21 protein-coding genes are annotated in these 21,839 nt (G+C 66.3%); 7 read left to right on the forward strand and 14 right to left on the reverse strand.

What is annotated here, in order from left to right; all coding sequences use genetic code 11:
* Positions 1 to 10: 10 nt before the first annotated feature.
* The 5 genes from U5A58_RS22665 to U5A58_RS22685 all read right to left on the reverse strand — a co-directional run bounded on the left by U5A58_RS22665 (position 11) and on the right by U5A58_RS22685 (position 4,890).
* On the reverse strand, positions 11 to 1,627 hold the full coding sequence (locus U5A58_RS22665) for a histidine ammonia-lyase (protein ID WP_321963092.1): 1,617 nt from the start codon (positions 1,625 to 1,627) through the stop codon (positions 11 to 13).
* A gap of 25 nt (positions 1,628 to 1,652) precedes the next feature.
* Complete coding sequence (locus tag U5A58_RS22670) at positions 1,653 to 2,444, reverse strand: ABC transporter ATP-binding protein (RefSeq protein WP_321963093.1); 792 nt, start codon at positions 2,442 to 2,444, stop codon at positions 1,653 to 1,655.
* Positions 2,445 to 2,469: 25 nt separating this feature from the next.
* Positions 2,470 to 3,216, reverse strand: coding sequence for an ABC transporter permease subunit (locus U5A58_RS22675; RefSeq protein WP_321963094.1), 747 nt, complete (start codon positions 3,214 to 3,216; stop codon positions 2,470 to 2,472).
* 17 nt (positions 3,217 to 3,233) lie between these two features.
* Positions 3,234 to 3,965, reverse strand: a complete 732-nt coding sequence (locus U5A58_RS22680; protein ID WP_321915439.1) for an ABC transporter permease — start codon at positions 3,963 to 3,965, stop codon at positions 3,234 to 3,236.
* 73 nt (positions 3,966 to 4,038) lie between these two features.
* A complete protein-coding gene (locus tag U5A58_RS22685) occupies positions 4,039 to 4,890 on the reverse strand; it encodes a transporter substrate-binding domain-containing protein (RefSeq protein ID WP_321963095.1) in 852 nt (283 codons plus the stop codon).
* Between the two features lie 421 nt (positions 4,891 to 5,311).
* Here U5A58_RS22685 and U5A58_RS22690 point away from each other — a divergent pair, with 421 nt between their 5' ends.
* Together U5A58_RS22690 and U5A58_RS22695 are read left to right on the forward strand one after the other, a co-directional pair.
* Positions 5,312 to 6,607, forward strand: coding sequence for an MFS transporter (locus U5A58_RS22690; protein ID WP_321963096.1), 1,296 nt, complete (start codon positions 5,312 to 5,314; stop codon positions 6,605 to 6,607).
* 58 nt (positions 6,608 to 6,665) lie between these two features.
* Positions 6,666 to 7,877 (forward strand): M20 aminoacylase family protein, encoded by a 1,212-nt coding sequence (locus U5A58_RS22695; protein ID WP_321963097.1) that lies wholly within the window; start codon positions 6,666 to 6,668, stop codon positions 7,875 to 7,877.
* Between the two features lie 14 nt (positions 7,878 to 7,891).
* On the opposite strand, the gene U5A58_RS22700 is transcribed toward U5A58_RS22695, so the two are convergent.
* Positions 7,892 to 8,617: a helix-turn-helix domain-containing protein gene (locus U5A58_RS22700; RefSeq protein ID WP_321963098.1), complete on the reverse strand. Its 726-nt coding sequence runs from the start codon at positions 8,615 to 8,617 to the stop codon at positions 7,892 to 7,894.
* Positions 8,618 to 8,759: 142 nt separating this feature from the next.
* On the opposite strand from U5A58_RS22700, the gene U5A58_RS22705 reads away from it, so the two are divergent.
* The 3 genes from U5A58_RS22705 to U5A58_RS22715 all read left to right on the forward strand — a co-directional run bounded on the left by U5A58_RS22705 (position 8,760) and on the right by U5A58_RS22715 (position 12,199).
* The gene (locus U5A58_RS22705) at positions 8,760 to 10,181 is read left to right on the forward strand and encodes an MFS transporter (RefSeq protein ID WP_321963099.1); all 1,422 of its coding nucleotides are present in this window, start codon (positions 8,760 to 8,762) and stop codon (positions 10,179 to 10,181) included.
* A gap of 106 nt (positions 10,182 to 10,287) precedes the next feature.
* Positions 10,288 to 10,692 (forward strand): DUF302 domain-containing protein, encoded by a 405-nt coding sequence (locus tag U5A58_RS22710; RefSeq protein WP_321963100.1) that lies wholly within the window; start codon positions 10,288 to 10,290, stop codon positions 10,690 to 10,692.
* A gap of 169 nt (positions 10,693 to 10,861) precedes the next feature.
* Entirely contained in the window at positions 10,862 to 12,199 is a 1,338-nt protein-coding gene (locus U5A58_RS22715) for a multidrug efflux MFS transporter (RefSeq protein ID WP_321963101.1), read from the forward strand.
* A 197-nt stretch (positions 12,200 to 12,396) separates the two neighbouring features.
* Here U5A58_RS22715 and U5A58_RS22720 read toward each other — a convergent pair whose 3' ends face one another.
* Positions 12,397 to 12,654, reverse strand: coding sequence for a hypothetical protein (locus tag U5A58_RS22720; protein ID WP_321915432.1), 258 nt, complete (start codon positions 12,652 to 12,654; stop codon positions 12,397 to 12,399).
* Between the two features lie 622 nt (positions 12,655 to 13,276).
* Between U5A58_RS22720 and U5A58_RS22725 the strand changes: the two genes are divergently transcribed.
* Both U5A58_RS22725 and U5A58_RS22730 read left to right on the forward strand, forming a co-directional pair.
* Positions 13,277 to 14,959 (forward strand): alkaline phosphatase family protein, encoded by a 1,683-nt coding sequence (locus tag U5A58_RS22725; RefSeq protein ID WP_321963231.1) that lies wholly within the window; start codon positions 13,277 to 13,279, stop codon positions 14,957 to 14,959.
* A 186-nt stretch (positions 14,960 to 15,145) separates the two neighbouring features.
* Entirely contained in the window at positions 15,146 to 16,579 is a 1,434-nt protein-coding gene (locus U5A58_RS22730) for a cytochrome-c peroxidase (RefSeq protein WP_321963102.1), read from the forward strand.
* 76 nt (positions 16,580 to 16,655) lie between these two features.
* On the opposite strand, the gene U5A58_RS22735 is transcribed toward U5A58_RS22730, so the two are convergent.
* From U5A58_RS22735 to U5A58_RS22765, 7 genes are all read right to left on the reverse strand, one after another.
* A complete protein-coding gene (locus tag U5A58_RS22735; RefSeq protein WP_321963103.1) occupies positions 16,656 to 17,633 on the reverse strand; it encodes an alpha/beta hydrolase in 978 nt (325 codons plus the stop codon).
* 138 nt (positions 17,634 to 17,771) lie between these two features.
* Positions 17,772 to 18,110, reverse strand: a complete 339-nt coding sequence (locus U5A58_RS22740) for a cupin domain-containing protein (RefSeq protein WP_321963104.1) — start codon at positions 18,108 to 18,110, stop codon at positions 17,772 to 17,774.
* Positions 18,111 to 18,119: 9 nt separating this feature from the next.
* A complete protein-coding gene (locus U5A58_RS22745; protein ID WP_321915428.1) occupies positions 18,120 to 18,548 on the reverse strand; it encodes an OsmC family protein in 429 nt (142 codons plus the stop codon).
* Between the two features lie 93 nt (positions 18,549 to 18,641).
* Positions 18,642 to 19,439, reverse strand: coding sequence for a c-type cytochrome (locus U5A58_RS22750; RefSeq protein ID WP_321915427.1), 798 nt, complete (start codon positions 19,437 to 19,439; stop codon positions 18,642 to 18,644).
* Complete coding sequence (locus tag U5A58_RS22755; RefSeq protein WP_321915426.1) at positions 19,436 to 21,061, reverse strand: cbb3-type cytochrome c oxidase subunit I; 1,626 nt, start codon at positions 21,059 to 21,061, stop codon at positions 19,436 to 19,438. The genes U5A58_RS22750 and U5A58_RS22755 overlap by 4 nt, the downstream gene beginning before the upstream one ends.
* On the reverse strand, positions 21,051 to 21,626 hold the full coding sequence (locus U5A58_RS22760; RefSeq protein ID WP_233885424.1) for a cytochrome C oxidase subunit II: 576 nt from the start codon (positions 21,624 to 21,626) through the stop codon (positions 21,051 to 21,053). Before U5A58_RS22760 ends, U5A58_RS22755 begins: the two co-directional genes overlap by 11 nt.
* A gap of 28 nt (positions 21,627 to 21,654) precedes the next feature.
* Positions 21,655 to 21,837, reverse strand: a complete 183-nt coding sequence (locus U5A58_RS22765; protein ID WP_158759912.1) for a hypothetical protein — start codon at positions 21,835 to 21,837, stop codon at positions 21,655 to 21,657.
* Positions 21,838 to 21,839: the final 2 nt, after the last annotated feature.

Raw genomic sequence — 21,839 nt, forward strand, 5'->3', positions numbered from 1 at the left:
TGTCCTCGCTTCAGACGCCGACCGCGCCGGGCAGCGCGTCGTTGCTTGCCGGGGCTGCCGTACTGCGCGCAACGGGGCGCATGTCGGGTTCCGCCTCGCGCGAGACGCCAGGCGAGCGCTCGTGCGCGGGGCCGGGAAGCGGCGGCGGGGCGCCGTCGGCCACGAGGCGAAACGCAAACGTCATGTCGTCGGAGAGCGGGCGGTCGTCGCGATAGGTCGGCAGCGCGGCGCGCACGCTGGCGTAGAGCGCGTCGGTGTATGGCGCACGCGCCGCATCGAGCGGCTGCAGATCGTAGGCTTGCGCCGCGGCGAGCAGTTCGATGCCGAGAATCCGGTTGCTGTTCTCGATGATCGTGAGCGCCTTGAGCGCCGCGGGCGTCGCATGGCACAAGTGGTCTTCCTGCAACCCCGAGGTCACGCCGCCGTCGAGACTCGCGGGCGCTGCCTCACGGCGGTTTTGCGCGACGAGCGAGGCGGCCGTGTACTGCGCGATCATGAAACCCGAACGCGTGCCGCTCGCGTGAGCGAGGAAGGCCGGCAGGCCGCTCACGAGCGGGTTCACCAACCGGTCGAGACGCCGTTCGGCCATGGCGGCGACCTGTGCAATCGCGGTTGCGAGACTGTCCATCGCCAGGGCGATCGAGGCGCCGACCGCGTGCGCCTGCGAGTACACCTGCGGCGATTCCGGTGTGCCCGCAACGATCGGGTTGTCGGTCACCGAGGCAAGCTCGCGGTTCACGACTTCGACCGTCGCGGCGAGCGTGTCGCGCGCGGCGCCGTGCACGTGCGGAATCGTGCGCACGCTGAGCGGGTCCTGCGTGCGCCGCCCGAGCGACTTTTCGAGCAGCGAGCTGCCGGTGAGCGCTGCGCGCAGGCGCTCGCCCACGCGGGCGAGGCCCGGCGACACGCGAAACGCGAGCGACTGCGTGTCGAACGCCGCGATCTGGCCGCCCAGATTCTCGAAGCTCATTGCGGCGACGACGTCCGCCCAGTCGAGCAGCCGCTCCGCGCGCTGAAGCGCGAGCGCGGCGAGCCCGGTCACGCACGGTGTGCCGTTCACGAGGCTCAAACCCTCTTTCGCCTCGAGCGAGAGGGGCTGCAGACCGAGCCGCTGCAGGGCTTGCGCGCCGCTCAGGCGTTCGCCGTTCCAGCGCACATGTCCCGCGCCCACGCACACGAGCGCGATGTGCGCCATGTGGCTCAGATAGCCGACGGAACCGAACGCGGGCACTTCGGGCAGGCAATTCGCATCGAGCAACGCGGCGAGCCGCTCGACGACATCGAGCCGCACGCCCGAATGGCCATGCGCAAAGTTGTTGATGGCCGCAGCCATGATCGCGCGCGTTTCCTCGGCGCCGAGCGGCTCGCCTACACCCACGGCGTGGCTCATCAGGATGTTGTGCGACAGGTCGTGCTGTTCGTCTTGCGAGACGACTACGTCGCACAGCGCGCCAACGCCCGTGTTCACGCCATAGGCGCGGATGCTGCGTGCGACGATCTGTTCGACGAGCGCACGGGCGCTGCGAATGCTCGCCTGTGCGTGCGCGCCGAGCATCAGCGGTTCACCCGCGGCAATGGCGGCGATTTCGCGCCAGTCGAGCGGATTCTGGGTACGTGTGATTGCCATGAGAGAGCTTGTGCGTTGCGCGGGTTCAGTGAGCGTTGCGATCCTGGTGACTCGAGACGAACTGGCGGAAGCGTTCGGACTTCAGCTCGCCGAAGACCTCGTCTGGCGTGCCGTCCGAATCCACCTGGCCCTGGTGCAGGAACATCACGCGGTTCGAAACGTGGCGCGCGAAGCCCATCTCGTGCGTGACGACGAGCATCGTGCGGCCTTCGGCGGCGAGCGTGCGCATCACGCGCAGCACTTCGCCGACCAGTTCGGGATCGAGCGCCGAAGTCGGCTCGTCGAACAGCATCACCTTCGGATGCATGGCGAGCGCGCGCGCAATGGCGACGCGCTGCTGCTGACCGCCCGACAGATGTGCCGGATAGTGGCCGCGCTTGTCCGCGAGACCGACCTTGGCGAGCAGTGCTTCGGCTTCTTCGACCGACTCGGCGCGGCTGCGCTTGAGCACGCGCATGGGCCCTTCGATCAGGTTCTCGAGCACGGTCATGTGCGACCACAGGTTGAAGTTCTGAAACACCATGCCGAGCTGCGAGCGCACGCGGTCGACCTGGCGGCGGTCGCCCGGATGCAGCTTGCCGTCGCGACGGCGCTTCATCTTGAGCTCTTCGCCCGCGAGCGCGACCGAACCGTCGTCGGGCGTCTCGAGCAGGTTCAGGCAGCGCAGCAACGTGCTCTTGCCCGAGCCGCTCGCGCCGAGAATCGAAATGACGTCGCCTTCGTGTGCGTCGAGCGAAATGCCCTTCAGGACGTGATGGTCGCCGAACGATTTGTGGATGTTGCGTACCGACAGTGCAACGGGTGCGGATGGGTTCATCAATCTCTCCGGATAGGGCGGCGGGTCACGATACGGCGCGGCTGGCTTCGAGCGGCGCGGCGGGCTTGCGTGCGGCGGGCGGTGCTGCGCGCAGATGGCGCGAGAGCCGTTGCTCGAGGAAGCCGATCACGCGTACGACGACGAAGTTCAGGAACAGGTAAATGAGCGCAGCGCACGTGAACACCTCGGTCGTGCGATAGGTCTGCTGGATGATCTGCTGCGCGACTCCCGTCACTTCCCACACGGTGACGAGGCTTGCCAGCGCCGTCGACTTGACGAGCAGCACGGCTTCCGTCGAATACGCGGGCAGGCACTGGCGCAGCGCGATGGGTCCGATCACGCGGCGCAGCAGGGCGAAACCGGAAAGGCCGATCGAGTACCCGGCTTCGATCTGCCCGACGGGCACGGCCATGAGGCCGCCGCGAATGATCTCGGCCGTGTATCCCGCCGTGCACAGCGCGAGCGACAGGACGGCGCAAACATAGGGTTCGCGCAGCACCGGCCACAGAAAGCTCTCGCGAATCACGCCGAACTGCCCGAGGCCGTAATACACGAGGAACATCTGGATCAGCAGCGGGGAGCCGCGAAATACGAGGATGTATGCGCGCGCAAAGCGGTTCGGCAGCCAGTGCGGCGACACCCGCATCGTGACGATCACGAGCGAGAGCAGGCCGCCCAGCACGAGCGAGGCGAAGAAAAGGCCCAGCGTTGTCGGCACGGCGCCGATGAGCTGGCGCAAGGTGTCGAGCAGGAACGCGAAATCGATGGTCATGATTGAGCGCTCCGTGATCAGTTGCGCGCGAAGTTGCGCTTGAATGAGCGGCCGACGATCGCTTCGGCACGCCCGAAGACACGGTTCGACACGCCCGTCATGGCGAGATACAGCACGCCGCCGGCGACGAAGAAGAGGAAGTACTGGTGGGTCGAGCCCGCCGCGATCTGACTCGAACGCAGCAGCTCGGCGAGCCCGGTGACCGAGATCAGCGCGGAATCCTTGAGGCTCAGTTGCCAGACGTTGCCGATGCCGGGCAGCGCGTAGCGCAGCACCTGCGGGATCAGGATGCGGCGGAACATCGTGAGCGTCGGCATGCCGATCGCGCGAGCGGCTTCGATTTCGCCGCGCGCAACCGCGAGCACGGCGGCGCGATAGACCTCGGCCTGATAGGCGCCCGAAATCATGCCGACCGCGAACGCGCCAACGGCGAAGGGCGGCACGCCGACGAAACCGTCTGCGCCGAACCACTGGCCAACGGTGGTGACGAGCGAGGAGCCGCCGAAGTAGAACAAATAGATGACGAGCAGTTCGGGCACGCCGCGAAACACGGTCGTGTAGAAGTCGCCGAATACGCGCAGCACGCGCCAGCGCGAGAGTTTCGCGGCGGCGATGAGCGCACCGAACACCGCGCCGATCGCGAGTGCGGCAAGCGTCAGGACAACAGTCATCAACGCGCCGAGCAGCAGTACGCTACCCCAGCCGTCCGGCCCGAGGCCGAGTGTGTTGAAGATCGATAACAGAGACATGGCTTGGATCCACGCGGGTCGGGAAACAAAGGCGCGCGCCGGAGGCGGCGCGCGCGTGGCCTGGATGCGGCGCTTATGGCGTCACGTCGGTCTTGAACCACTTCAGGGCGAGTTTCTTCACGGTGCCGTCGGCAAGCGCCGCGGTGATCGCGGTGTCGAACTTCGCCTTCAGGTCGGCGTCCTGCTTGCGGAACGCGAGGCCTTCGCCGGGACCCCAGATCGGGCCGGAGATCATCGTGCCGGCAATCACCACTGGCGACTTGTCGGAGTTGGCGGTGTAGTAGGTCACGTCGTCGAAGGTGGCGTCGATGCGGCCGTTTGCGAGGTCGAGGTCACGCTCGGGCGCGGTCTTGTACACGCGCACCGAGGCGACGTCCTTGAAGTTCGCGTTGATGAATCCCGTATAGACAGTGCCCGACTGGATGCCGATGGTCTTGCCCTTCAGCGCATGGCGCATCGACTCGATGGCGGGCGCGTTGCTGCGCGAGTCGGCGTCGAGCTTCAGAGGCGGCGTGTTCGGGCCGCCCTTGGGCAGAACCTTCGTATCGGACACGGCGAACGTGGCCGGTGTGGATGCATAGGGCTTCGAGAAGGCGATGATCTTCTCACGCTCGGGCGTGATCGAGATCGCATCCATCAGGACATCGAATTTTCCGGCCTGGAGACCTGGAATCATGCCATCCCAGTCCTGCGCGACGAGCTTGCACTGGATCTGTGCACGCGCGCACAGGTTTTCGACCAGTTCCGGTTCGAAGCCACCGAGTTTGCCGCCGGGCAGCGTCAGGTTCCAGGGGGCATAGCTGCCGTCGAGCGCGATCGTCACGCTTTTCCATTCCTTCGCGCCGGCACTGCCGCTTCCAAGCAGCGTGACGCCGAGTGCTGCGCCGATCAGCGCTTTTGCCAGCCGGGTGTACTTCGCCTGCATGACCATGCTCCTTTGTCGGTGGGTACTGTGGACCCGTGGGTACGTTATTTCGCTCGCGTGACTTGCATAGACAAGAATGGCGAGAAAAGAATTTGAGTGCAAGAGAATTTCAGAAATACGGGCTCATGGAAAACCCTGTAAATCCGCGTGTAATGGCGCTAAATCCATGCGCTTGCGCGCGACGTTGCGTTGCCGGGCGGGCGACGCTGGTGCTCAGACACGTTCCTTACAAATTTGTCTAGTCATGTCGATAGCCGGGAAATTGGGCCTCGGCGCGATGGCCGTTGCATTTCGCTGCGATTCCATCCGGTTATCAAGATGAAAATTTGTGACTTCTTTCAAAAATGAGAGCGGCCTGAATATCGTTCGGCCAGTTCCCATTCCCGCTGTCCCACCGCTCCACCGCTCGCGGAGATCTGCCATGAATGACGCAACGCTCAGCGCCACCGCCCCGATTGCACCGCCCGCGGCCACTCGTCAGAGCCAGTTCCGCCTGATCGCCGCGTGTTCGATCGGCAATGCGCTCGAAATGTACGACTTCACGGTGTACAGCTTTTTCGCGCTCTTGATCGGCCGGCTCTTTTTCCCCTCGGACAGCCCTTACGGCTCGCTGCTGCTCGCTGTGGCGACGTTCGGCATCGGCTTCGTGATGCGCCCGCTCGGTGGTCTCGTGATCGGCAGCTACGCCGACCGGCGCGGGCGCAAGGCCGCCATGACGCTGACCATCGCGCTGATGGTGGCGGGCACGCTGTGCATTGCGTTCGCGCCCACCTACGCGCAGGCCGGCGTGATGGGCTCGCTCGTGATCCTCGCGGGGCGGCTCCTGCAAGGCTTCTCGCTCGGCGGCGAAATCGGCGCGTCCACGGCCATGCTGATGGAGTCCGGCGAAGTGGGGCAGCGCGGCTTTCGCGTGAGCTGGCAACTGGGCAGCCAGGGCATCTCGGCGCTCATCGGCGCGCTCACGGGGGCCGTGCTCTACGCCACGCTGTCGCCCCAGGCGCTGGAGGGCTGGGGCTGGCGCCTGCCGTTTCTCGGCGGTCTGCTGATCGCGCCGGTGGGCCTCTACATCCGCGCGAAACTCGACGAAACGCACGAAGCCGAACCCGACGCACCCAGCCCGCTCGGCACACTCATGCGCGAGCACGGCGCAAAGGTGGGACTCGGCATTCTCTCGATCACGGCGGGCACGGTGGGCATGTATCTCGTGGTGTTCTTCATGCCGACCTACATGATCCGCGTGCTCAAGATGCCGCCGTCGCTCTCGCTGCTGTCGGGCTGTGCCACGGGTTTCACCATGCTCGTCGCCTCGCTCGTTTCCGGGCGGCTGGCCGACCGGCTCGCGCGCCGCAAGCGGCTCGTGCTGGGCGCGCTGCTCTTCAATATCGTGGCCATCGTGCCCGCGTTCTGGCTGATGACGCGCATGCCGAGCGTGCCGCTCGTGCTCGCGCTCTCGGTCATGATCACCGCCGCCGCGAATCTCGGCTCCACGCCCATGCTGCTGATGCTCATGGAAATGCTCCCCGCCAGCGTGCGAGCAAGCGGTCTTTCGGTCATCTATAGCGTGGGCGTGACGGTGTTCGGCGGCAGCTCGCAGTTCATCGTCACGTGGCTGCTTGCGAAGACCGGCAATCCGCTTTCGCCTGCGTTCTATCTCGTTGTATGCGGGCTCATCTCGCTGTGCGCCATCGGCGCGATTCGCGAGCAGCGCGTCGGCTAACGATGCGTTGCGCGTGGTCTCTCGCCTTTCGATCCTTCACACGAATAACGGAATCCTCATGAAACGTGAACCGTCGCTCACCCCGTTCCAGTTGCTGCCCACCTTGCTGCCCGAGATCGAGATCGACGCCGAGACTTTCATCGGCATTCGCCGTCAGATTCATTCGCAGCCCGAATTAGGTTTCGAAGTGGGCGCCACGGCGAAGCTCGTCGCGATGCTGCTGGAGAAGTGGGGCTACGAAGTGCATACGGGCATCGGCAGGAGCGGTGTGGTGGGGCAGCTCAAAGTGGGCGAGGGCAAGCGGCGCCTGGGTATTCGCGCCGACATGGATGCGCTGCCGATCGTCGAGAACACGGGCCTGCCATACGCGAGCCAGGCGCCTGGCAAGATGCACGCGTGCGGGCACGACGGCCACACGGCGATTCTGCTTGCCGCTGCGAAAACGCTGGCGGAGCGCCGCGACTTCGACGGCACGCTCAACCTGATCTTCCAGCCCGATGAAGAAAATCTGTGCGGCGCGAAGGCGATGATCGAAGACGGTCTCTTCGAGCGCTTTCCCTGCGACGCCGTCTACGCGTTGCACAACATGCCGGGCGTGCCGGCCGGGACGTTCCGCGTGCTGCCGGGCTCGGTGAGCCTTTCATCGGATGTGGCCGACGTGACGCTCAAGGGCGTGGGCGGCCACGGCGCGATGCCGCACCGCGTGAAGGACCCCATCGTGGCCGCGGCGGCGCTCGTGACGGCGCTGCAAACCATCGTGGCGCGCAACGTGGCGCCCGACGAGTCCGCGGTGGTGTCCGTGGGCTACATTCGCGGCGGCGCGACCCACAACGTAATACCGGAGTCGGTCACGCTCGGCCTGAACATCCGCGCGGCGCGCCCCGAAACCCGTGCGCTCGTGGAGTCACGCGTGCGCGAGATCGTGTCGCTCACGGCGCAGGCGCACGGCGTCGAGGCGCAGATCGACTACCGGCAGCTCACGCCGCCGATGGTCAATACGCCGGAAGAAACCGCACTCGCGCAGCAGGTCTGCGCAGAGCTGGTGGGCGAGGACAACGTGGTCATGCAGGCGCCGAAGGGCCTGAACGGCAGCGAGGACTTCGCGTGGATGCTGAACGCGGTGCCCGGTTGCTACCTGCTGCTCGGCAACGGCGAAGGGGAGTTCGGCGGCTGCATGGTGCACAACCCCGGCTACGACTTCAACGACCAGGTGCTGCCACTCGGCGCGGCGTGCTGGGTGCGGCTCGCGCAGCGGTTCCTCGTGGCGTGACGCTGCACAATTAGTTAGTCATTCGAATCATCTGCGTGGGTGCTCAGCAACTCGGGCGTCAGGCCCAGCCGCTCGCGCAGATCGATCCAGCCGCGCGGCGTGACCTGCACCGCGCGCGACGTATTCGTGCGCCGCATCCAGCCGCGTTCGCAGAGCAGCGTGAGAAAGGCCACGCCGAGCGGCCCGGCCAGATGATGCTGGCGCTCGGTCCAGTCGAGACATTGGCGGGCGATGCCGTGACGCCCCGGCTTGAGCGCGGCGACGTCGAGCCCGAGTTCGCCGAACCATGCCGCGCCTGCGGGCGTCACCGCGAAGCGCTTGTCGGCTTCGGCGGTGATGAGGCCGGCATGCGCGAGGCGCGCCGTTAGCGCCACGCCGACCTGGCCCGCGAGATGGTCATAGCAGCAGCGCGCGAAACGCAGGTTCTGCGCTTCGCGGCCGAGCGGCTTGCGGCGCACCGGCACGCGCGCGCCGACTGTCGCGAGGTTTTCGAGCAAGGCGGCGACCTGCCCATCCGCGAGCCGGTAGTAGCGGTGGCGGCCTTCCTTTTCCACGGCAAGCAGCCCGCCGTCCAGCAGTTTCGCCAGGTGGCTGCTCGCGGTTTGCGCGGTCACGCCGGCCGCGTAAGCCAGTTCGCCGGCGGGCAGGGCGCGGCCGTCGGCGAGCGCCATCAGCATCGCGGCCCGCGCGGGGTCGGCGATCAGGAATGCCGTGGCGGACACCCTCGGGTGCAGGTTCATGCGTTTCTCCAGGACATACCCATAGCGTAACGCGCGAGCAGGGTCGCATGTTTCGATACGCATCGAAGCATCGCCGCTGCCGTGCAACTGATACTGGGCTCATGGCCGGTGCCCAACGCGCGCCGGCGTTGCAGGAGAGCCCATGCAGACGCACGAATCACACAGCATCGAACAGCCACGCCGCGTGCTTTGGGCCACGAGCATCAGCTATGTCGTGGTGATCCTCGACACCTCGATCGTCAACGTCGCGCTGGAGCGTATCGGCGCGAGTCTTGCGGGCGGCGTGTCCGGGCTGCAGTGGGTCGTGAACGCCTATACGCTCACGTTCGCGAGTCTGCTGCTTTCAGGCGGCACACTCGGCGACCGGCTCGGCGCGCGCCCTGTCTATATGGCCGGCCTCGCGGTCTTCACCGCGGCCTCGGTGTTGTGTGGCGCCGCGCCGAGCCTCGCGCTCCTCACGCTCGGACGCGTGCTGCAAGGCATGGGCGCGGCGCTGCTCGTGCCCGCTTCGATGTCGCTCATCAACGGCGCGTGCGCCAACGCGCGCGAGCGCGCCGCCGCCTTCGGCGTGTGGGCCGGGATGGGTGGCATCGCGATGGCGGCGGGTCCGGTGCTGGGCGGCGTGCTGATCGGGCTCGTCGGCTGGCGCAGCATTTTCCTGCTCAACGTGCCGGTGTGCCTTGCAGGCATCGTCATGGCCGCTCGCGTGGCGCCGCAACCGCGAGGAGGCGTGCCGCGCAGGCTCGATCTCGCGGGCCAGACGGCGGCCATCGCGGCGCTGGCGCTGCTCAATGCGGCCATCATCGAGGCGCCTGCGTACGGCTGGCATGCACCGATCGTCGCGGGCGGTCTCGTGCTGGCGCTTGTGGCGGCGATCGCCTTCGTCGCGCTCGAAAAGCGTCACGCGCAGCCGATGCTGCCGCTCGGCTTCTTCCGCGAGCCCGTGTTCAGCGCCGCCGTGCTGGTGTCGATGATTTCGGCGTTCACGTTCTACGGTCTGCTATTCGGACTCAGCCTCTATCTGCAGCAGGAGCGCGGCTATGCGCCGTTGCGCGCGGGCCTCGCTTTCCTGCCGCTCACGGTGATGGTGCCGCTCGGCAGTCTGCTTTCGCGGCGCGCAGTCGCGTGGCTTGGGCCGCGCGCGCTAGTTGCGCTCGCGTGCCTGCTCGCGGCAGCGGGCTACCTCAGTGCGGCCATCGGCGGCTCGACGGCGCGATACGACTTGCTGGCCGTGCCGCTGCCGGCCATTGGTTTCGCCGCGAGCCTGATGATGCCCGCGTGCACCGCGGCACTCATGGCGACAGTCGATCAGGGCCGCGCGGGCATCGCGGCTGGCGTGCTCAATGCCGCCCGGCAGACGGGCGCGGCGCTCGGTGTGGCCGTTGCGGGCGCGATGATCGCAGGGCGCGCGTCGATCGGTGCGGGCATGCGTGTGAATCTGCTGATCGCCGCCGTGCTCTCGGCGGGCGCTGCGCGGGTGTGGTGGCGTGCGTGGTCCCACCGCGCCCATGCCGCCCAGCCGGGCGACGAAACAAAGACGCGTGCCGCCAGACAGGGAGCATGAATCGCCCCTGCGCGCGCCCCGAATCATTCGCTGTGAATTCTGGGATAAAGTGCCGTTGCATGCATCGCGCATTCGCGCGGGCCGTGCGCCATAGGAGGAGTTTGTCATGGCCGAGTACGGGCAACATCCCTCGTCGGTGCTGTCGCTCAAGAGCGCGCACGACTTCGACACGACGATCGCGCGCCTGAAGGCGGCGCTCGCCAAGGCGGGCGCGGATATCTTCGCCGACGTCGACCAGCGCGAAGCCGCCGTGACCGCCGGGCTGAGCCTGCGCCGCACGCGGCTCATCCTGTTCGGCAATCCGAAGGCCGGTACGCCCGTCATGGCGGCCAACCCGCACGCGGCCGTGGAACTGCCCCTGCGCATGGTGATCTGGGAAGACAACGAAGGGCACACGCGGCTCGACTATCGCGACGTCTCGCAGACGCTCGGCCCGCTCTATGGCATCGACACCGAAGTGCTCGTGCCGCTGCAGCGCGTGGTGGGGCTGCTGCAGGTTGCCGTGCAATAAACGGCCAACGCGACGCCGGCAAGTGAGCGAACTGGACGAACTGGACGCCCATCTTCGGCGGATGCTTAAAAAATTGACAGACGCGGCGCGCTTCGCTTAACGTAGGCGCCTTGCAGCTTCACCCGGCAAGCGGGTGAAGCGCGTTGCCCGCCGCTGCCTCGATCCGCCGATGACCTCCCGCGCAGAAGACCCCGACGATCCGCCACGCGATCGCGCCGGGGCGTCCGATTCGACTTCCGTTTCTTCACCCACGCCTTCGCCCGCCGTATCCGGCGCGAAGCCAGCGCCACCTGAAAATCCGCACGATGCCGCAGTTGCGCAACACTGGCGGCGCAATCTCGCGGTCTGCGTGGTGGGTTCGTTCACGACGCTCGTCGCCATGACGCTGATGCTGCCGTTCCTGCCGCTCTACGTGGAGGAACTGGGCGTGCGCGGCCACGCGGCGATCGTGCAGTGGTCGGGCATCGCGTACAGCGCGACGTTCTTCACGGCCGCGCTCGTCGCGCCGGTGTGGGGGCGCCTCGGCGACCGCTACGGCCGCAAGCCCATGCTCGTGCGCGCGAGCCTCGGCATGGCGATCACGATGTCGCTCATCGGCATGTCGCGCAACATCTGGCAGCTTGTCGCGCTGCGTCTGCTCGCGGGTTTCGCGGGCGGTTATTCGTCGGGTTCGACCATCCTCGTTGCGACACAAACGCCGCGTCACCGGTCGGCGTGGGCGCTCGGCGTGCTGTCGTCGGGCATCATGGCCGGCAATCTCATCGGGCCGCTGCTGGGCGGCGCGCTGCCGCCGCTCATCGGCTTGCGCGCCACGTTCTGGGTGGCGGGCGCAACGATCTTCGCGGCCTTCATCGCGACCTGCGTGTTCGTGAAGGAAGCGCCGCGCCCCGCGCGCGCAGCACAGCATGCCGCGCACAAGGGCGGCTGGTCGGCGCTGCCCGACAAGCGCCCGATCGCCGCCATGCTCGTGACCGGCATGCTGCTCATGCTGGCCAACATGTCGATCGAACCCATCATCACCGTGTACGTGGCGACGCTCGTGCACGACCCCGCGCGCGTGACTTTCGTCGCGGGCCTCGCGATGTCGGCGGCGGCGCTCGGCAGCATCGTCGCGGCTTCTCGCCTCGGGCGCGTCGCGGACCGCGTGGGGCACGCGAAGGTGATCGTCGGCGCGCTCGCGGTCTCGGCCGTGCTGCTCGTGCCGCAGGCGTTCGTCACGGCGGGCTGGCAGCTCGTCGCGCTGCGCTTTCTCATGGGCGTGTCGCTCGCGGCGCTCCTGCCGTGCATCGCGACGGTCATTCGTCACAACGCGCCGGACCATGCCGCGGGCAGTGTGCTCGGCTATTCGGTGTCGGCGCAATTTGCGGGGCAGGTGCTCGGGCCGCTGATCGGCGGCTTCGTCGGCGGACATCTGGGCATGCGCGCCGTGTTCCTCGGCACGAGCCTGCTGATGCTGGCGGGCGCGCTGTTTACCTGGCGCGCCGTGGGTTTCGCCCGGCGCGCGTAAAGCGGCCCAGGCGGCGACTGCGGCGGCGACCACGCCGCGCGCAGGCATTCAACGATCGAAAGACGAGGGCGGCGGATCGTGCACGCCGCCGCTTCGGGCGTGCCGGCGCTCGATTAGCGGGCGCGGCCCAGTGGCCCAACAGCAGTGGCCCAACAGCAGTGGCCCAACAGCAGTGGCCAAACCTCGGCAGCCAGATTTCAGTGCCCGAAAAACACGTCGCAATCGGGACGCGGCCAGCACATCTTGCCCGTGCGGTGGCCCGAGGCGCTGTGCGTTTCGGGCGTGCCGCCGTACGACATGTCGGTGCTGGCCTGAGCCGAAGCGTCGGCGTCATCGGTCATCGTCTGATGGGCGCGCTCCTGCGAGGCAGGGTCTTCCTTCGCGCGCGCCGTGCCGGGCGCAACGGCGGCCACGGCCGCCACGCATATGGCGATCAATGCCAGGCGTAATGTCATATCAACCTCCTTTCTCGAGTTCGTGAGTGCGCCTTCGCGGCAATGACGAAGTCACTGCGGGATAACTGCGGAGCAACTCCGCGGCGAAGGTGCGCGCGAGCAAGAGGCCAAGCCTGAAGTCGCACACTCATCTGGAAAGTCGGGATGCCTGCGCGCAGCGCACGGCTGCCGAACGTCTTAGCTCACTACTCACGTAAGAAGCGCGCCCACGCATTCGGGGGCGGCACAGCGCGGCGCGACGCAAGAAGAAGGGGCGAGCGGGCGCGCAGAGAACATCCGCACTGTATTTCCAGTTATAGCTCGCGCCGCACGGAGTGCAATGGACCGAACCGGACCTCGCGCGCAGCCGCAATCCGGGGCCGAATCCACAGCTCAGCGCGCACGGCTGCTTGCGCGATTCTTTCGGCGGTGAAATCCGATGAAAGTATTCGGAAATTAAACGTTCGCCGTGTAGTCATCTTGCGATGTTGTAATGCGCTCGCTCTGATGTAAGGCGCATGGGGGCCCGTGCGCAGAATCGATCGGGCCTCACTGAAGGCGTGGCGGCAGGGCGCACTGGTGCGCGCCGCGTCGGCAGGACTCTAAAAAGCAACTCAAACAATCGATGGAGCCTAACTACATGTTGTATCGCCGAGCATTACTCGCCCTGCCTTGTGCGGGCCTCGCTGCCGCGCTGTTTGCATGCGGCAGCAGCAATTCGAATCCGGGGACCTCTGCAGCCGCCGCGTCGGCGCAAGACACGTTGACGACGGCCACGCCGATCAAGCATCTCGTCGTGATCTACGGCGAGAACGTTTCGTTCGACCACTACTTCGCCACCTACCCGAACGCCACGAACCCGGGCGGTGAGCCGGCCTTCACGGCTGCCTCGGGCACGCCGACGGTCAACGGCCTCACGGGCGCGCTGCTCACGGCGAACCCGAACTCGAACACGACGCTCAACGGCACGGACGCCGCCAATCCGTTCCGCCTCGACCGCACCCAGGCCGCCACGGCCGACCAGAATCACGCCTACACGGCCGAGCAGCAGGCCGGCGACAACGGCGCACTCGACCTGTTCCCGAAGTACACGGGTAAGGGCACGAGCGGCGGCGCGGGCGCCTTCGGCACGAAGGGCCAGGTGATGGGCTATTACGACGGCAACACCGTCACGGCAATGTGGAACTATGCGCAGAAGTTCGCCATGAGCGACAACGCATGGACCACGACCTACGGTCCGTCGACGCCGGGCGCGCTCGAAGTCGTGTCGGGCCAGACCAACGGCCTCGAACTCGTGAACACGTCGAAGCAGCCTTCGACGGTTGCCACGCCCACGTACTACATCGAAGACGGCGCAGGCGGCCTCACGATGATGGGCGACGTGGACCCGGGCTACGACACGTGCTCGAGCAAGACCGACCAGGGCATGATCAACGCGCAGAACATTGGCGACCTGCTGAACGCGCAGAAGATCTCGTGGGGCGGCTTCATGGGCGGCTTCAACCTGCAGACGGTCAACGCGAACGGCACGACGGGCTGCCTGCGCAGCACGGTCGCCACGGCCGTGAATGCGGCGACCGCCGACTACAGCCCGCACCACAACTGGTTCCAGTACTTCAAGACGACGGCAAACCCGCAGCACTTGCGCCCGAGCTCGACGGCGGCCATTGGCTCGACGCTCGAAACGGACGGCAAGACGCTCGACCCGGCCAACCACCAGTACGACTCGGACGACTTCTTCGCGGCCGTGAAGGCGGGCAATTTCCCGTCGGTGAGCTTTCTGAAGGCGCCGGCTGCCCAGGACGCGCACGCGGGCTATTCGGACCCGCTCGACGAGCAGCAGTTCGTGACCAAGGTCGTGAACTTCCTGATGCAGCAGCCCGACTGGAAGAACACGGCAGTCGTCGTGACCTATGACGACTCGGACGGCTGGTACGACCACCAGTACATGGCGCCGGTGCATTCGTCGCTGAACGCGGCCGACCAGCTCAACGGCAACGCCGTGTGCGGCACGGGCACGCAGCCCACGGGTATCGCGGGCGCGCCGGTCAACGGCCGTTGCGGTCCGGGCACGCGCATTCCGTTCCTAGTGATCTCGCCGTGGGCGAAGGCCAACTACGTCGACCACACGTTCATCGATCAAGCATCGGTGGTGCGCTTCATCGAAGACAACTGGCTCGGCGGCGCACGCCTTGGCGGCGGCTCGTTCGACGCAGCCGCTGGCGACATGCGCGCGCTGTTCAACTTTGGCGGTACGGGCAATCTGCCGGTGTTGTATCTCGATGGCACGCTGGGCACGCAGTTGAGCTCCGCGCCGTCGATCTGATCGACGTCCCGGCGCGAGTTTCGACCGGCGGCACGCGCAAGTCTCGCGCGTGCCGGGCGGCCGGCCTCGCGCCGTTGTCACGTCGTGCGGCTCTCGCCGCGTTGCACGCCAGCTTCGATGTTCGCTGGGTGCAACGCGGCGTTCGGCTTTTCCTTCTCGTGGTATTACGCAAAGAAAGATCGAATCATGTCCGAGCTTTCCACTTCGCCTGGCTCCTCTTCACCCAAACCGCGCAGCGCGTCGAGCCCCGTGCGGCTCGTTCTGCGCGCCGTAGCCGCCGTGATCGCGCTCGGCGCACTGGGCTTTTGCGCCTACGCCGTGGCGTTTCCCGGCAACGTGCCGGACGCCGTGGGCGAGGTCGTCGAGAACCTGACCGGCGCGAATCCGCACCCCGTGGTGCTGCAGCGCCCGCCAGTCGCGCCGCTTTCGGCGATGGCGCAGCTCGGCAAGCAGCTTTTCTTCGACCCGGCGCTCTCGGGCTCCGGTCAGCAGTCCTGTGCTTCGTGCCATAGCCCCGAGCGTTCCTACGGTCCGCCCAACGGACACGACGTGCAGATGGGCGGCCTCGCGATGAACCAGCAGGGTTATCGCCCGCCGCCTTCGCTGATGTACCTGTACCGTCAGCCGAACTTCAGCATCGGTCCCGACCAGGGCGAAAACGACGACGCGCCGACGGTCGCTCAGCAGGCCACGGCCGCAGCCGATGTCGTGAAGTCGCAGAAGGTGGCGGGCGGCGCATCGACCTCCGTGGAGATGGTGCCGCAGGGCGGCCTCTTCTGGGACGGCCGCGCCGACACGCTGCAGCAGCAGGCGTACGGCCCGCTGCTCAATCCCGTGGAAATGGCGAACACGAGCATCGAACAGGTGGCGACGAAGCTCGCCAAAGCGCCGTACGCAAAGCACTTCACGGCGTTGTTCGGAGACCGAATCTTCAGCGACCCGAAGATGGCCGTGGCGGAGGCGATGTTCGCGATCTCGCGCTACCAGGTGGAAGATCAGTCGTTCCATCCGTATAACAGCAAGTACGACCGCTGGCTCGAAGGCCACGCGCGCCTCTCGCAAGCGGAGCTGCGCGGCCTGCGCCTGTTCAACGACCCGAACAAGGCGAACTGCGCGGGCTGCCACCTTTCGAAGCCCGGCAAGGACGGCCTGCCGCCCATGTTCACGGACTACCAGTACGAGGCGCTCGGCGTGCCGCGCAACAACAAGCTCGCGCAGAACCAGGACCCGCACTTCTTCGATCTGGGGGTATGCGGCCCGTTCCGCTCGGACTTCAAGGACCAGACGCAGTACTGCGGCATGTTCCTCACGCCCACGCTGCGCAACTCGGCCACGCGCACGGTGTTCTTCCATAACGGCGTGTATCACAACCTCGACGACGTGATGGCGTTCTACAACGATCGCAACACGGACCCGGGCAAGTTTTATCCGCGCGGCCCCGATGGCAAGATCGACAAGTACGACGATATTCCGCCGCAGTTCCAGAAGAACGTGGACGTGACCGATGCGCCGTTCGACCGCAAGTTCGGCGACAAGCCCGCGATGACGCAAAGCGACATTCAGGACATCATCGCGTTCCTCAAGACGCTCAACGACGATCCCGTGCCGTCGAAGCAGTGAGCGCGGGTGCGGGCCGCTACCTCGGCAAGCCGGCCGGGTAGCCGCCCGCATCCGTCACGGCGTGCCACCTCGCGCTTCAACGCGCACCCGTGCCGCCGACGAACCGCTCGATCGCAGCGATTGTCGGTCCCGGCGCTTCTTCCATGAGCCAGTGCCCCGCGCCCGGGATGACCACGCCTTGCACGTTCGTATCGACGAGCCGGGCCTGATCGATGAGGAACGTGCCGGAGGCCTTCTCCCCGGCCAGCACGAGCATGGGCATCGTGAGCGGTGTTTGCGCGAACGCCGCGAAATCGGCGGCGTCCTGCGGGAACGCGTGGAAGTATTCAAAGCCGGCCTTCATGCGGCCCGGGCGGGCGTAGGCAGCGGCATAGCGCTCGCGGTCCGCTTCGGGCACCGAGTGCTTCGGGTCCGCGGCAAAGTCATTCCAGAAGTGCTCGAAGTAGATGCGCTCGCGGCCGTCCACGAGCGCAAGCGGCGTGGTCCCGTAGAAGTTGAAATGCCACTTGTCGCGCAGCAGCCAGACCTTTTGCCAGTCGCCAACGCCGGGCAGGAAAGCGTCCATCAGCGTGATGCTTTCGACTTCGTCCGGGTATTGCGCGGCGTATGCATACGCGACCATTAGCCCGATGTCGTGACCCACGAGCTTGACCTTGCGATAACCGAGGGCCTGCACCATCGCGTGGATGTCCTGCGCGAGCGTCTTTTTGTCGTAGCCGCTCGCCGGGATTGCCGAATTGCCCGCGCCGGGCAGGTCCGGCGCGATCACGACGCGCTGCTCGCCCAAGTGCGCCATGAGCGGTTGCCACATATGGCTGGTCTCGGCGTAGCCGTGCAGCAGTAGAACCGGGGCGTCGTCGTTCTGCGGGTTGCCCGCCTGCAGATAATGCAGGCGCAGGCCGTTCGCTTCGATGTCGTGCTGCGTAATGGCAGCGGCAACGGCAGCGGCGGCAGGTTGCGGGACGGTTGCCGACATCGAGGGCATGGCCGGCGCCAGGGCGGCAGCGCAGAAGAGGGCGGCGCCAAGCCGCTTGAGCAAGCGTAAGGGTTTCATCGCGGAACTCCGTGGGTTGTCTGAACGCGTTTGCGTTGGAACCCATGATCGTTCCGCTGGCACGGTTTGCCGTGCTACGGGAGTGATGCAGACGTTCGAAAGTTTCGAACGAGTTAGCGGCGCGGCCCCAAGGCGCGGCTACTTGCCCCCATGCGCAAGGTGAATCGTGACGATCACCGAAGCGTCGTCGAGCGCTACCAGCGCGTGCTTTTCGCCGCCGCCGAGCAGCAGCATGTCACCGGCGTGCATGGTGCGCGGGTCGCCGTTCACGAAGAAGCGGATCACGCCTTCCACGCACTGCACCGTGATCTCGCCGGGCACGCTGTGCTCGGGCAGGCGCTTGCCTGCCGGCAGCACGATGCGCATGACTTCGAGTTGCTGCGCGCGGATCAGGGTGATCGACTTCGCACTCTTGAGCGCGCCGCCTAGCGGCCGTACGTCGAAGACCTCACCCGGCGCGGCATGGGGGATGGCCATGAGCGTCTCTTAAACGAGCTTCGCGTTGAGCGTGATCGTCGCGTTGTTGGCGAACAGCTTCGACACCGGGCAGTTCTCCTTGGCGCCCTTCGAAAGCTCGTCGAACTTCGCCTGGTCGATGCCCGGAATCTTCGCGGTCATGTCGAGCTGACAGCTCGTGATGGCAAAGCCTTCACCGACCTTGTCGAGCGTGACGGTCGATTTCGTCTCGATGCTCTCGGCCGTGAAGCCCGCCTGGGTCAGAAAGAGCGAGAAGGCCATGGTGAAGCAGCCCGCGTGCGCCGCGCCGATCAGCTCCTCGGGGTTGGTGCCGGGACCGCCTTCGAAGCGCGAGGCGAAGCCATACGGCGCCTCCTTGAGCACGCCGGTTTGCGTCGAGATCGTGCCCTGACCGTCCTTGATGCCGCCGTGCCATTTTGCCGATGCCGTCTTTTGCATGATGTTGCTCCGCGAGGTTGGGTAAGGATGTTGAGGTGAGGGACGTGCAGGGCGCGCAATTTGCATACCGCCGCACGCCCCGCGTGGTTCAGTTCAGGGTTTCGCCGGCGGCGTTTCGCCCGCGTACCAAGCGGCGGCCGCGTCGATTTCCTCGGGCGTCATGTTGCGCGCGATGTTGCGCATCTGCTCGGAAATGTCGTTATGGCGCGTGCCGTTCGCGAACGCGAGCAGTTGCGCTTTTGTGTACGCCGCGGGCAGGCCGTCGAGCCACGGGCTGCCGACCTTGCTGTCCACGCCGCCATGGCAGGACGCGCAGGCGGGAATATTGCGCAGCGGCGCGCCGTGCGCCACGATGCCGGGCGCGCCGCCATGCAGGTGCGCGATCGGCTGCAGCGAGGCGTAATAGGCCGCGAGGTCGCGCATGTCCTCGTCGGACAGATCGCGCGCCATGGGCGACATCACCGCGTTCTGACGCGCGCCCGTCTGGAAGTCGTGCAGTTCCTTGAAGACCACGATGGCGAACTGGCCCGCCAGATTCGGCGAATTAGCCATGCTGATGCCGCGCGGGCCATGGCACATCGTGCAGCGCAAGGCGAGCGTCGCGCCGCGGCCAATCGAGAGGGAAGTCGCGCCGTCTAGCATGTGCGGCGTGAGTTCGACCTGGCTCAGCTGGTAGCCCGGCGCGACCGCCGACTCGACCGGATGCCACGCGCGCGGCACGCCGGCGGCGCTGCAGATCGCTGTCCAGATGCCCTGAAAATACGGGTCGCTCTTGGCGGAAGGCAGCCAGATGAAGCCGATCAGCACGGAGACGACGAACACGACGATCGTCGCGCCCACACCCGTGCGAAACCACACATTGCGAAACGAGAACAGGCGTTCGTCGCTCATCGCTGCGCTCCAATCGGGATCGCGGGCACGGCCGTTTCGGGCGTCGCCAGCAGCTGAGCGATCGGGTAGCCGTAGTTGGTGATCGTGAGGGCGATCATCAGCACGATCCACAGCCCGAAGCTATTGAGCGCCACCGGCAGCGTGGCCGACTCGTGCACCGGCTTGGCGAAGCGATATTCCTCGGGCGCGGCCGCCTCGCTGCGATGCCCCTGGAGCAGCACGACGAAGAACAGCACCGCCGAAATCACGAGGATCAGACCGCCAATTGCAGAAAGCACCACGAGCGCGCCCTGGCCTGCGAGCGCCGGGTCGCTGTAATCGTAGTAGGCCATGCGCCTCGGCATGCCCATGAGGCCGACGAGGTGCCATGGGAAGGTCGTCACGATCATGCCGATGAACCACAGCCACAGCTGCCAGCGCATGAGGCGCCAGTTGTTGAGCGCGCGGCCGGTGATCTGCGGCCACAGGTCGTAGGCGATGGCGAAGTACATGATGACGATCGCGCCGCCATAGATCAGGTGAAAGTGGCCCGTGATCCACTGCGTGTTGTGCACCGCCTGATCGAGCTGGTAGCTCATGTTGATGAGGCCGCCCGCGCCGCCAAAGCCGAGCATGACGAACGAGAACGCCACGGCCAGCATTTGCGGGTTCTCCCACGGCAGCTTCGCGATCCAGCCGAACGGCCCCGTGCCGCCGCGCAGCCTCCCGGCGATTTCAACGGAAGCGCAGATCGTGAACACGGTGAGGAGCGTGGGCACCGAAACGAGCGCCGTGAACACCGACTGCACGAACTTGAAGCCCGAGCCCACCTGCGGATCGGTGAAGAGGTGGTGCAGGCCGATCGGCATGGCCACCACGAGGAACAGGATGAACGAGATGCGCGCCATCACGTCGCTGTAGAGCCGGCCGCCAATCGCGCGCGGGATGATCGTGTAGTACGCGATATAGGCGGGCATCAGCCAGAAGTAGACGATGGCGTGCAGCGTCCAGGAGAAGAACACGCGCGCGAGGCCCGCGTCGATGGTATTGCGCCATCCAAAGGCCACGGGCAGGATCTGGAACAGCACTTCGATCGCCGCGCCCACCGCGGTCCAGCCCCAGAGGTACGCGCCCGCCGTGGTCGCGAACATCGCGAGCGGCAGGGGTTTGCCGCGATTTTCACGCTTCCATTTCGCGGTGTTCACGCCCATCAGCGCGACCCAGACCCACGAGCCCACCACGACGAGCACGACACCGAGGTAATAGAACACGTTGCCGATCATCGGCGGATAGAACGTGTAGAGCACTGAGGCGAGTCCGAGCGCGACGGGCACCGAGGCGGTGACGGAGCCGAGCGCGAGCAGGATGAAGCCGAGCCAGGCCCACTTCACGCCCACGAGCGGGCGCTTGAGCGCCAGTTCGCTGACCGCGTAGCCGAAGCCCATGGCGATGAGCGTGGGAAACACGTAGCCCATCACGGTGCCGTGCTCCGTGACCGAGCGGTAGTAAAGCTCGGGGTCGTTCAGCCACGGGTGCATGGGGCTGCGCACGAACATCTGCCACGCGCCGAGCAGCAGCGCCACGCCGAACACAATGAACGCGAGCCAGAAGTGGGCGAGTACGAGTCGCTTGTTATTTAACACAGCTGAGTCTCCGCGCGGAATTGCCTGCCTGGTTCGCCATCTGCATGAAGGCATCCTTGTCGATGACCTTCACGTGGGCCCACATGCCCTGGTGGCCCGTGCCGCAATATTCGTGGCACGGCATGAGGTGGTCGGCGGGTTTGTCGAAGGTCGTGCGGAACGTGGAGATGTAGCCAGGCTCGACCATCGAGTTCAGGTTGGTGTCCGTGACGAGAAAGCCGTGCACGACATCGGCGCTCGTTGCGCGGAACGTAATGGGCGTGTTGGCCGGCACGACGATGCATTGCGGCGTGAACGAGTACTGCTGCGCAAGAATGCGCACGGTCACGGAGCCGTCGGTTTCGACTGCGCTGCCGAGATTCGATTCGACGAATTCGCCGGACACGTGCAGCGTTTCCGGATTGACGAGTTCCACGCGCGAGGGCGGCATCATGGCCCAGTGCAGGCCCGTGAAGACCACCACGGCCACGAGCAGGGAGACGAACGCCACCATGAGCGTCGCCCAGCGGCGCTCCACGCGCGCGGCGACTTCGGCACTGGCATGGTTATCGAGCGGATTCGACATGAGGCCGGCCTTTTCTTGTCTGTCTGGTCTATTGGATGACGCCGCGCGGCAGGAACACGACGAAGTAGAAGACGAACCAGATTGCAGCCACGATCGCCGTGGCGATGCCCGCTACCGCGAGCGCGCCGCCCGGGCCGCTGGCCACGATCTCGTCGACCTGTTCGTGTTGCGGGCGCTCGCCCGGTTGTTCGGGTACGGGAGTTTCGATCATCG

The organism is Paraburkholderia sp. J7, assembly GCF_905220155.1.
GTDB lineage: Bacteria > Pseudomonadota > Gammaproteobacteria > Burkholderiales > Burkholderiaceae > Paraburkholderia.

Excerpts from the sequence above, each read along its gene's own strand:
- U5A58_RS22665 (WP_321963092.1), bottom strand. The coding sequence starts at position 1,627 with ATGGCAATCACACGTACCCAGAATCCGCTCGACTGGCGCGAAATCGCC.
- U5A58_RS22670 (WP_321963093.1), bottom strand. The coding sequence starts at position 2,444 with ATGAACCCATCCGCACCCGTTGCACTGTCGGTACGCAACATCCACAAA.
- U5A58_RS22675 (WP_321963094.1), bottom strand. The coding sequence starts at position 3,216 with ATGACCATCGATTTCGCGTTCCTGCTCGACACCTTGCGCCAGCTCATC.
- U5A58_RS22680 (WP_321915439.1), bottom strand. The coding sequence starts at position 3,965 with ATGTCTCTGTTATCGATCTTCAACACACTCGGCCTCGGGCCGGACGGC.
- U5A58_RS22685 (WP_321963095.1), bottom strand. The coding sequence starts at position 4,890 with ATGCAGGCGAAGTACACCCGGCTGGCAAAAGCGCTGATCGGCGCAGCA.
- U5A58_RS22690 (WP_321963096.1), top strand. The coding sequence starts at position 5,312 with ATGAATGACGCAACGCTCAGCGCCACCGCCCCGATTGCACCGCCCGCG.
- U5A58_RS22695 (WP_321963097.1), top strand. The coding sequence starts at position 6,666 with ATGAAACGTGAACCGTCGCTCACCCCGTTCCAGTTGCTGCCCACCTTG.
- U5A58_RS22700 (WP_321963098.1), bottom strand. The coding sequence starts at position 8,617 with ATGAACCTGCACCCGAGGGTGTCCGCCACGGCATTCCTGATCGCCGAC.
- U5A58_RS22705 (WP_321963099.1), top strand. The coding sequence starts at position 8,760 with ATGCAGACGCACGAATCACACAGCATCGAACAGCCACGCCGCGTGCTT.
- U5A58_RS22710 (WP_321963100.1), top strand. The coding sequence starts at position 10,288 with ATGGCCGAGTACGGGCAACATCCCTCGTCGGTGCTGTCGCTCAAGAGC.
- U5A58_RS22715 (WP_321963101.1), top strand. The coding sequence starts at position 10,862 with ATGACCTCCCGCGCAGAAGACCCCGACGATCCGCCACGCGATCGCGCC.
- U5A58_RS22720 (WP_321915432.1), bottom strand. The coding sequence starts at position 12,654 with ATGACATTACGCCTGGCATTGATCGCCATATGCGTGGCGGCCGTGGCC.
- U5A58_RS22730 (WP_321963102.1), top strand. The coding sequence starts at position 15,146 with ATGTCCGAGCTTTCCACTTCGCCTGGCTCCTCTTCACCCAAACCGCGC.
- U5A58_RS22735 (WP_321963103.1), bottom strand. The coding sequence starts at position 17,633 with ATGAAACCCTTACGCTTGCTCAAGCGGCTTGGCGCCGCCCTCTTCTGC.
- U5A58_RS22740 (WP_321963104.1), bottom strand. The coding sequence starts at position 18,110 with ATGGCCATCCCCCATGCCGCGCCGGGTGAGGTCTTCGACGTACGGCCG.
- U5A58_RS22745 (WP_321915428.1), bottom strand. The coding sequence starts at position 18,548 with ATGCAAAAGACGGCATCGGCAAAATGGCACGGCGGCATCAAGGACGGT.
- U5A58_RS22750 (WP_321915427.1), bottom strand. The coding sequence starts at position 19,439 with ATGAGCGACGAACGCCTGTTCTCGTTTCGCAATGTGTGGTTTCGCACG.
- U5A58_RS22760 (WP_233885424.1), bottom strand. The coding sequence starts at position 21,626 with ATGTCGAATCCGCTCGATAACCATGCCAGTGCCGAAGTCGCCGCGCGC.
- U5A58_RS22765 (WP_158759912.1), bottom strand. The coding sequence starts at position 21,837 with ATGATCGAAACTCCCGTACCCGAACAACCGGGCGAGCGCCCGCAACAC.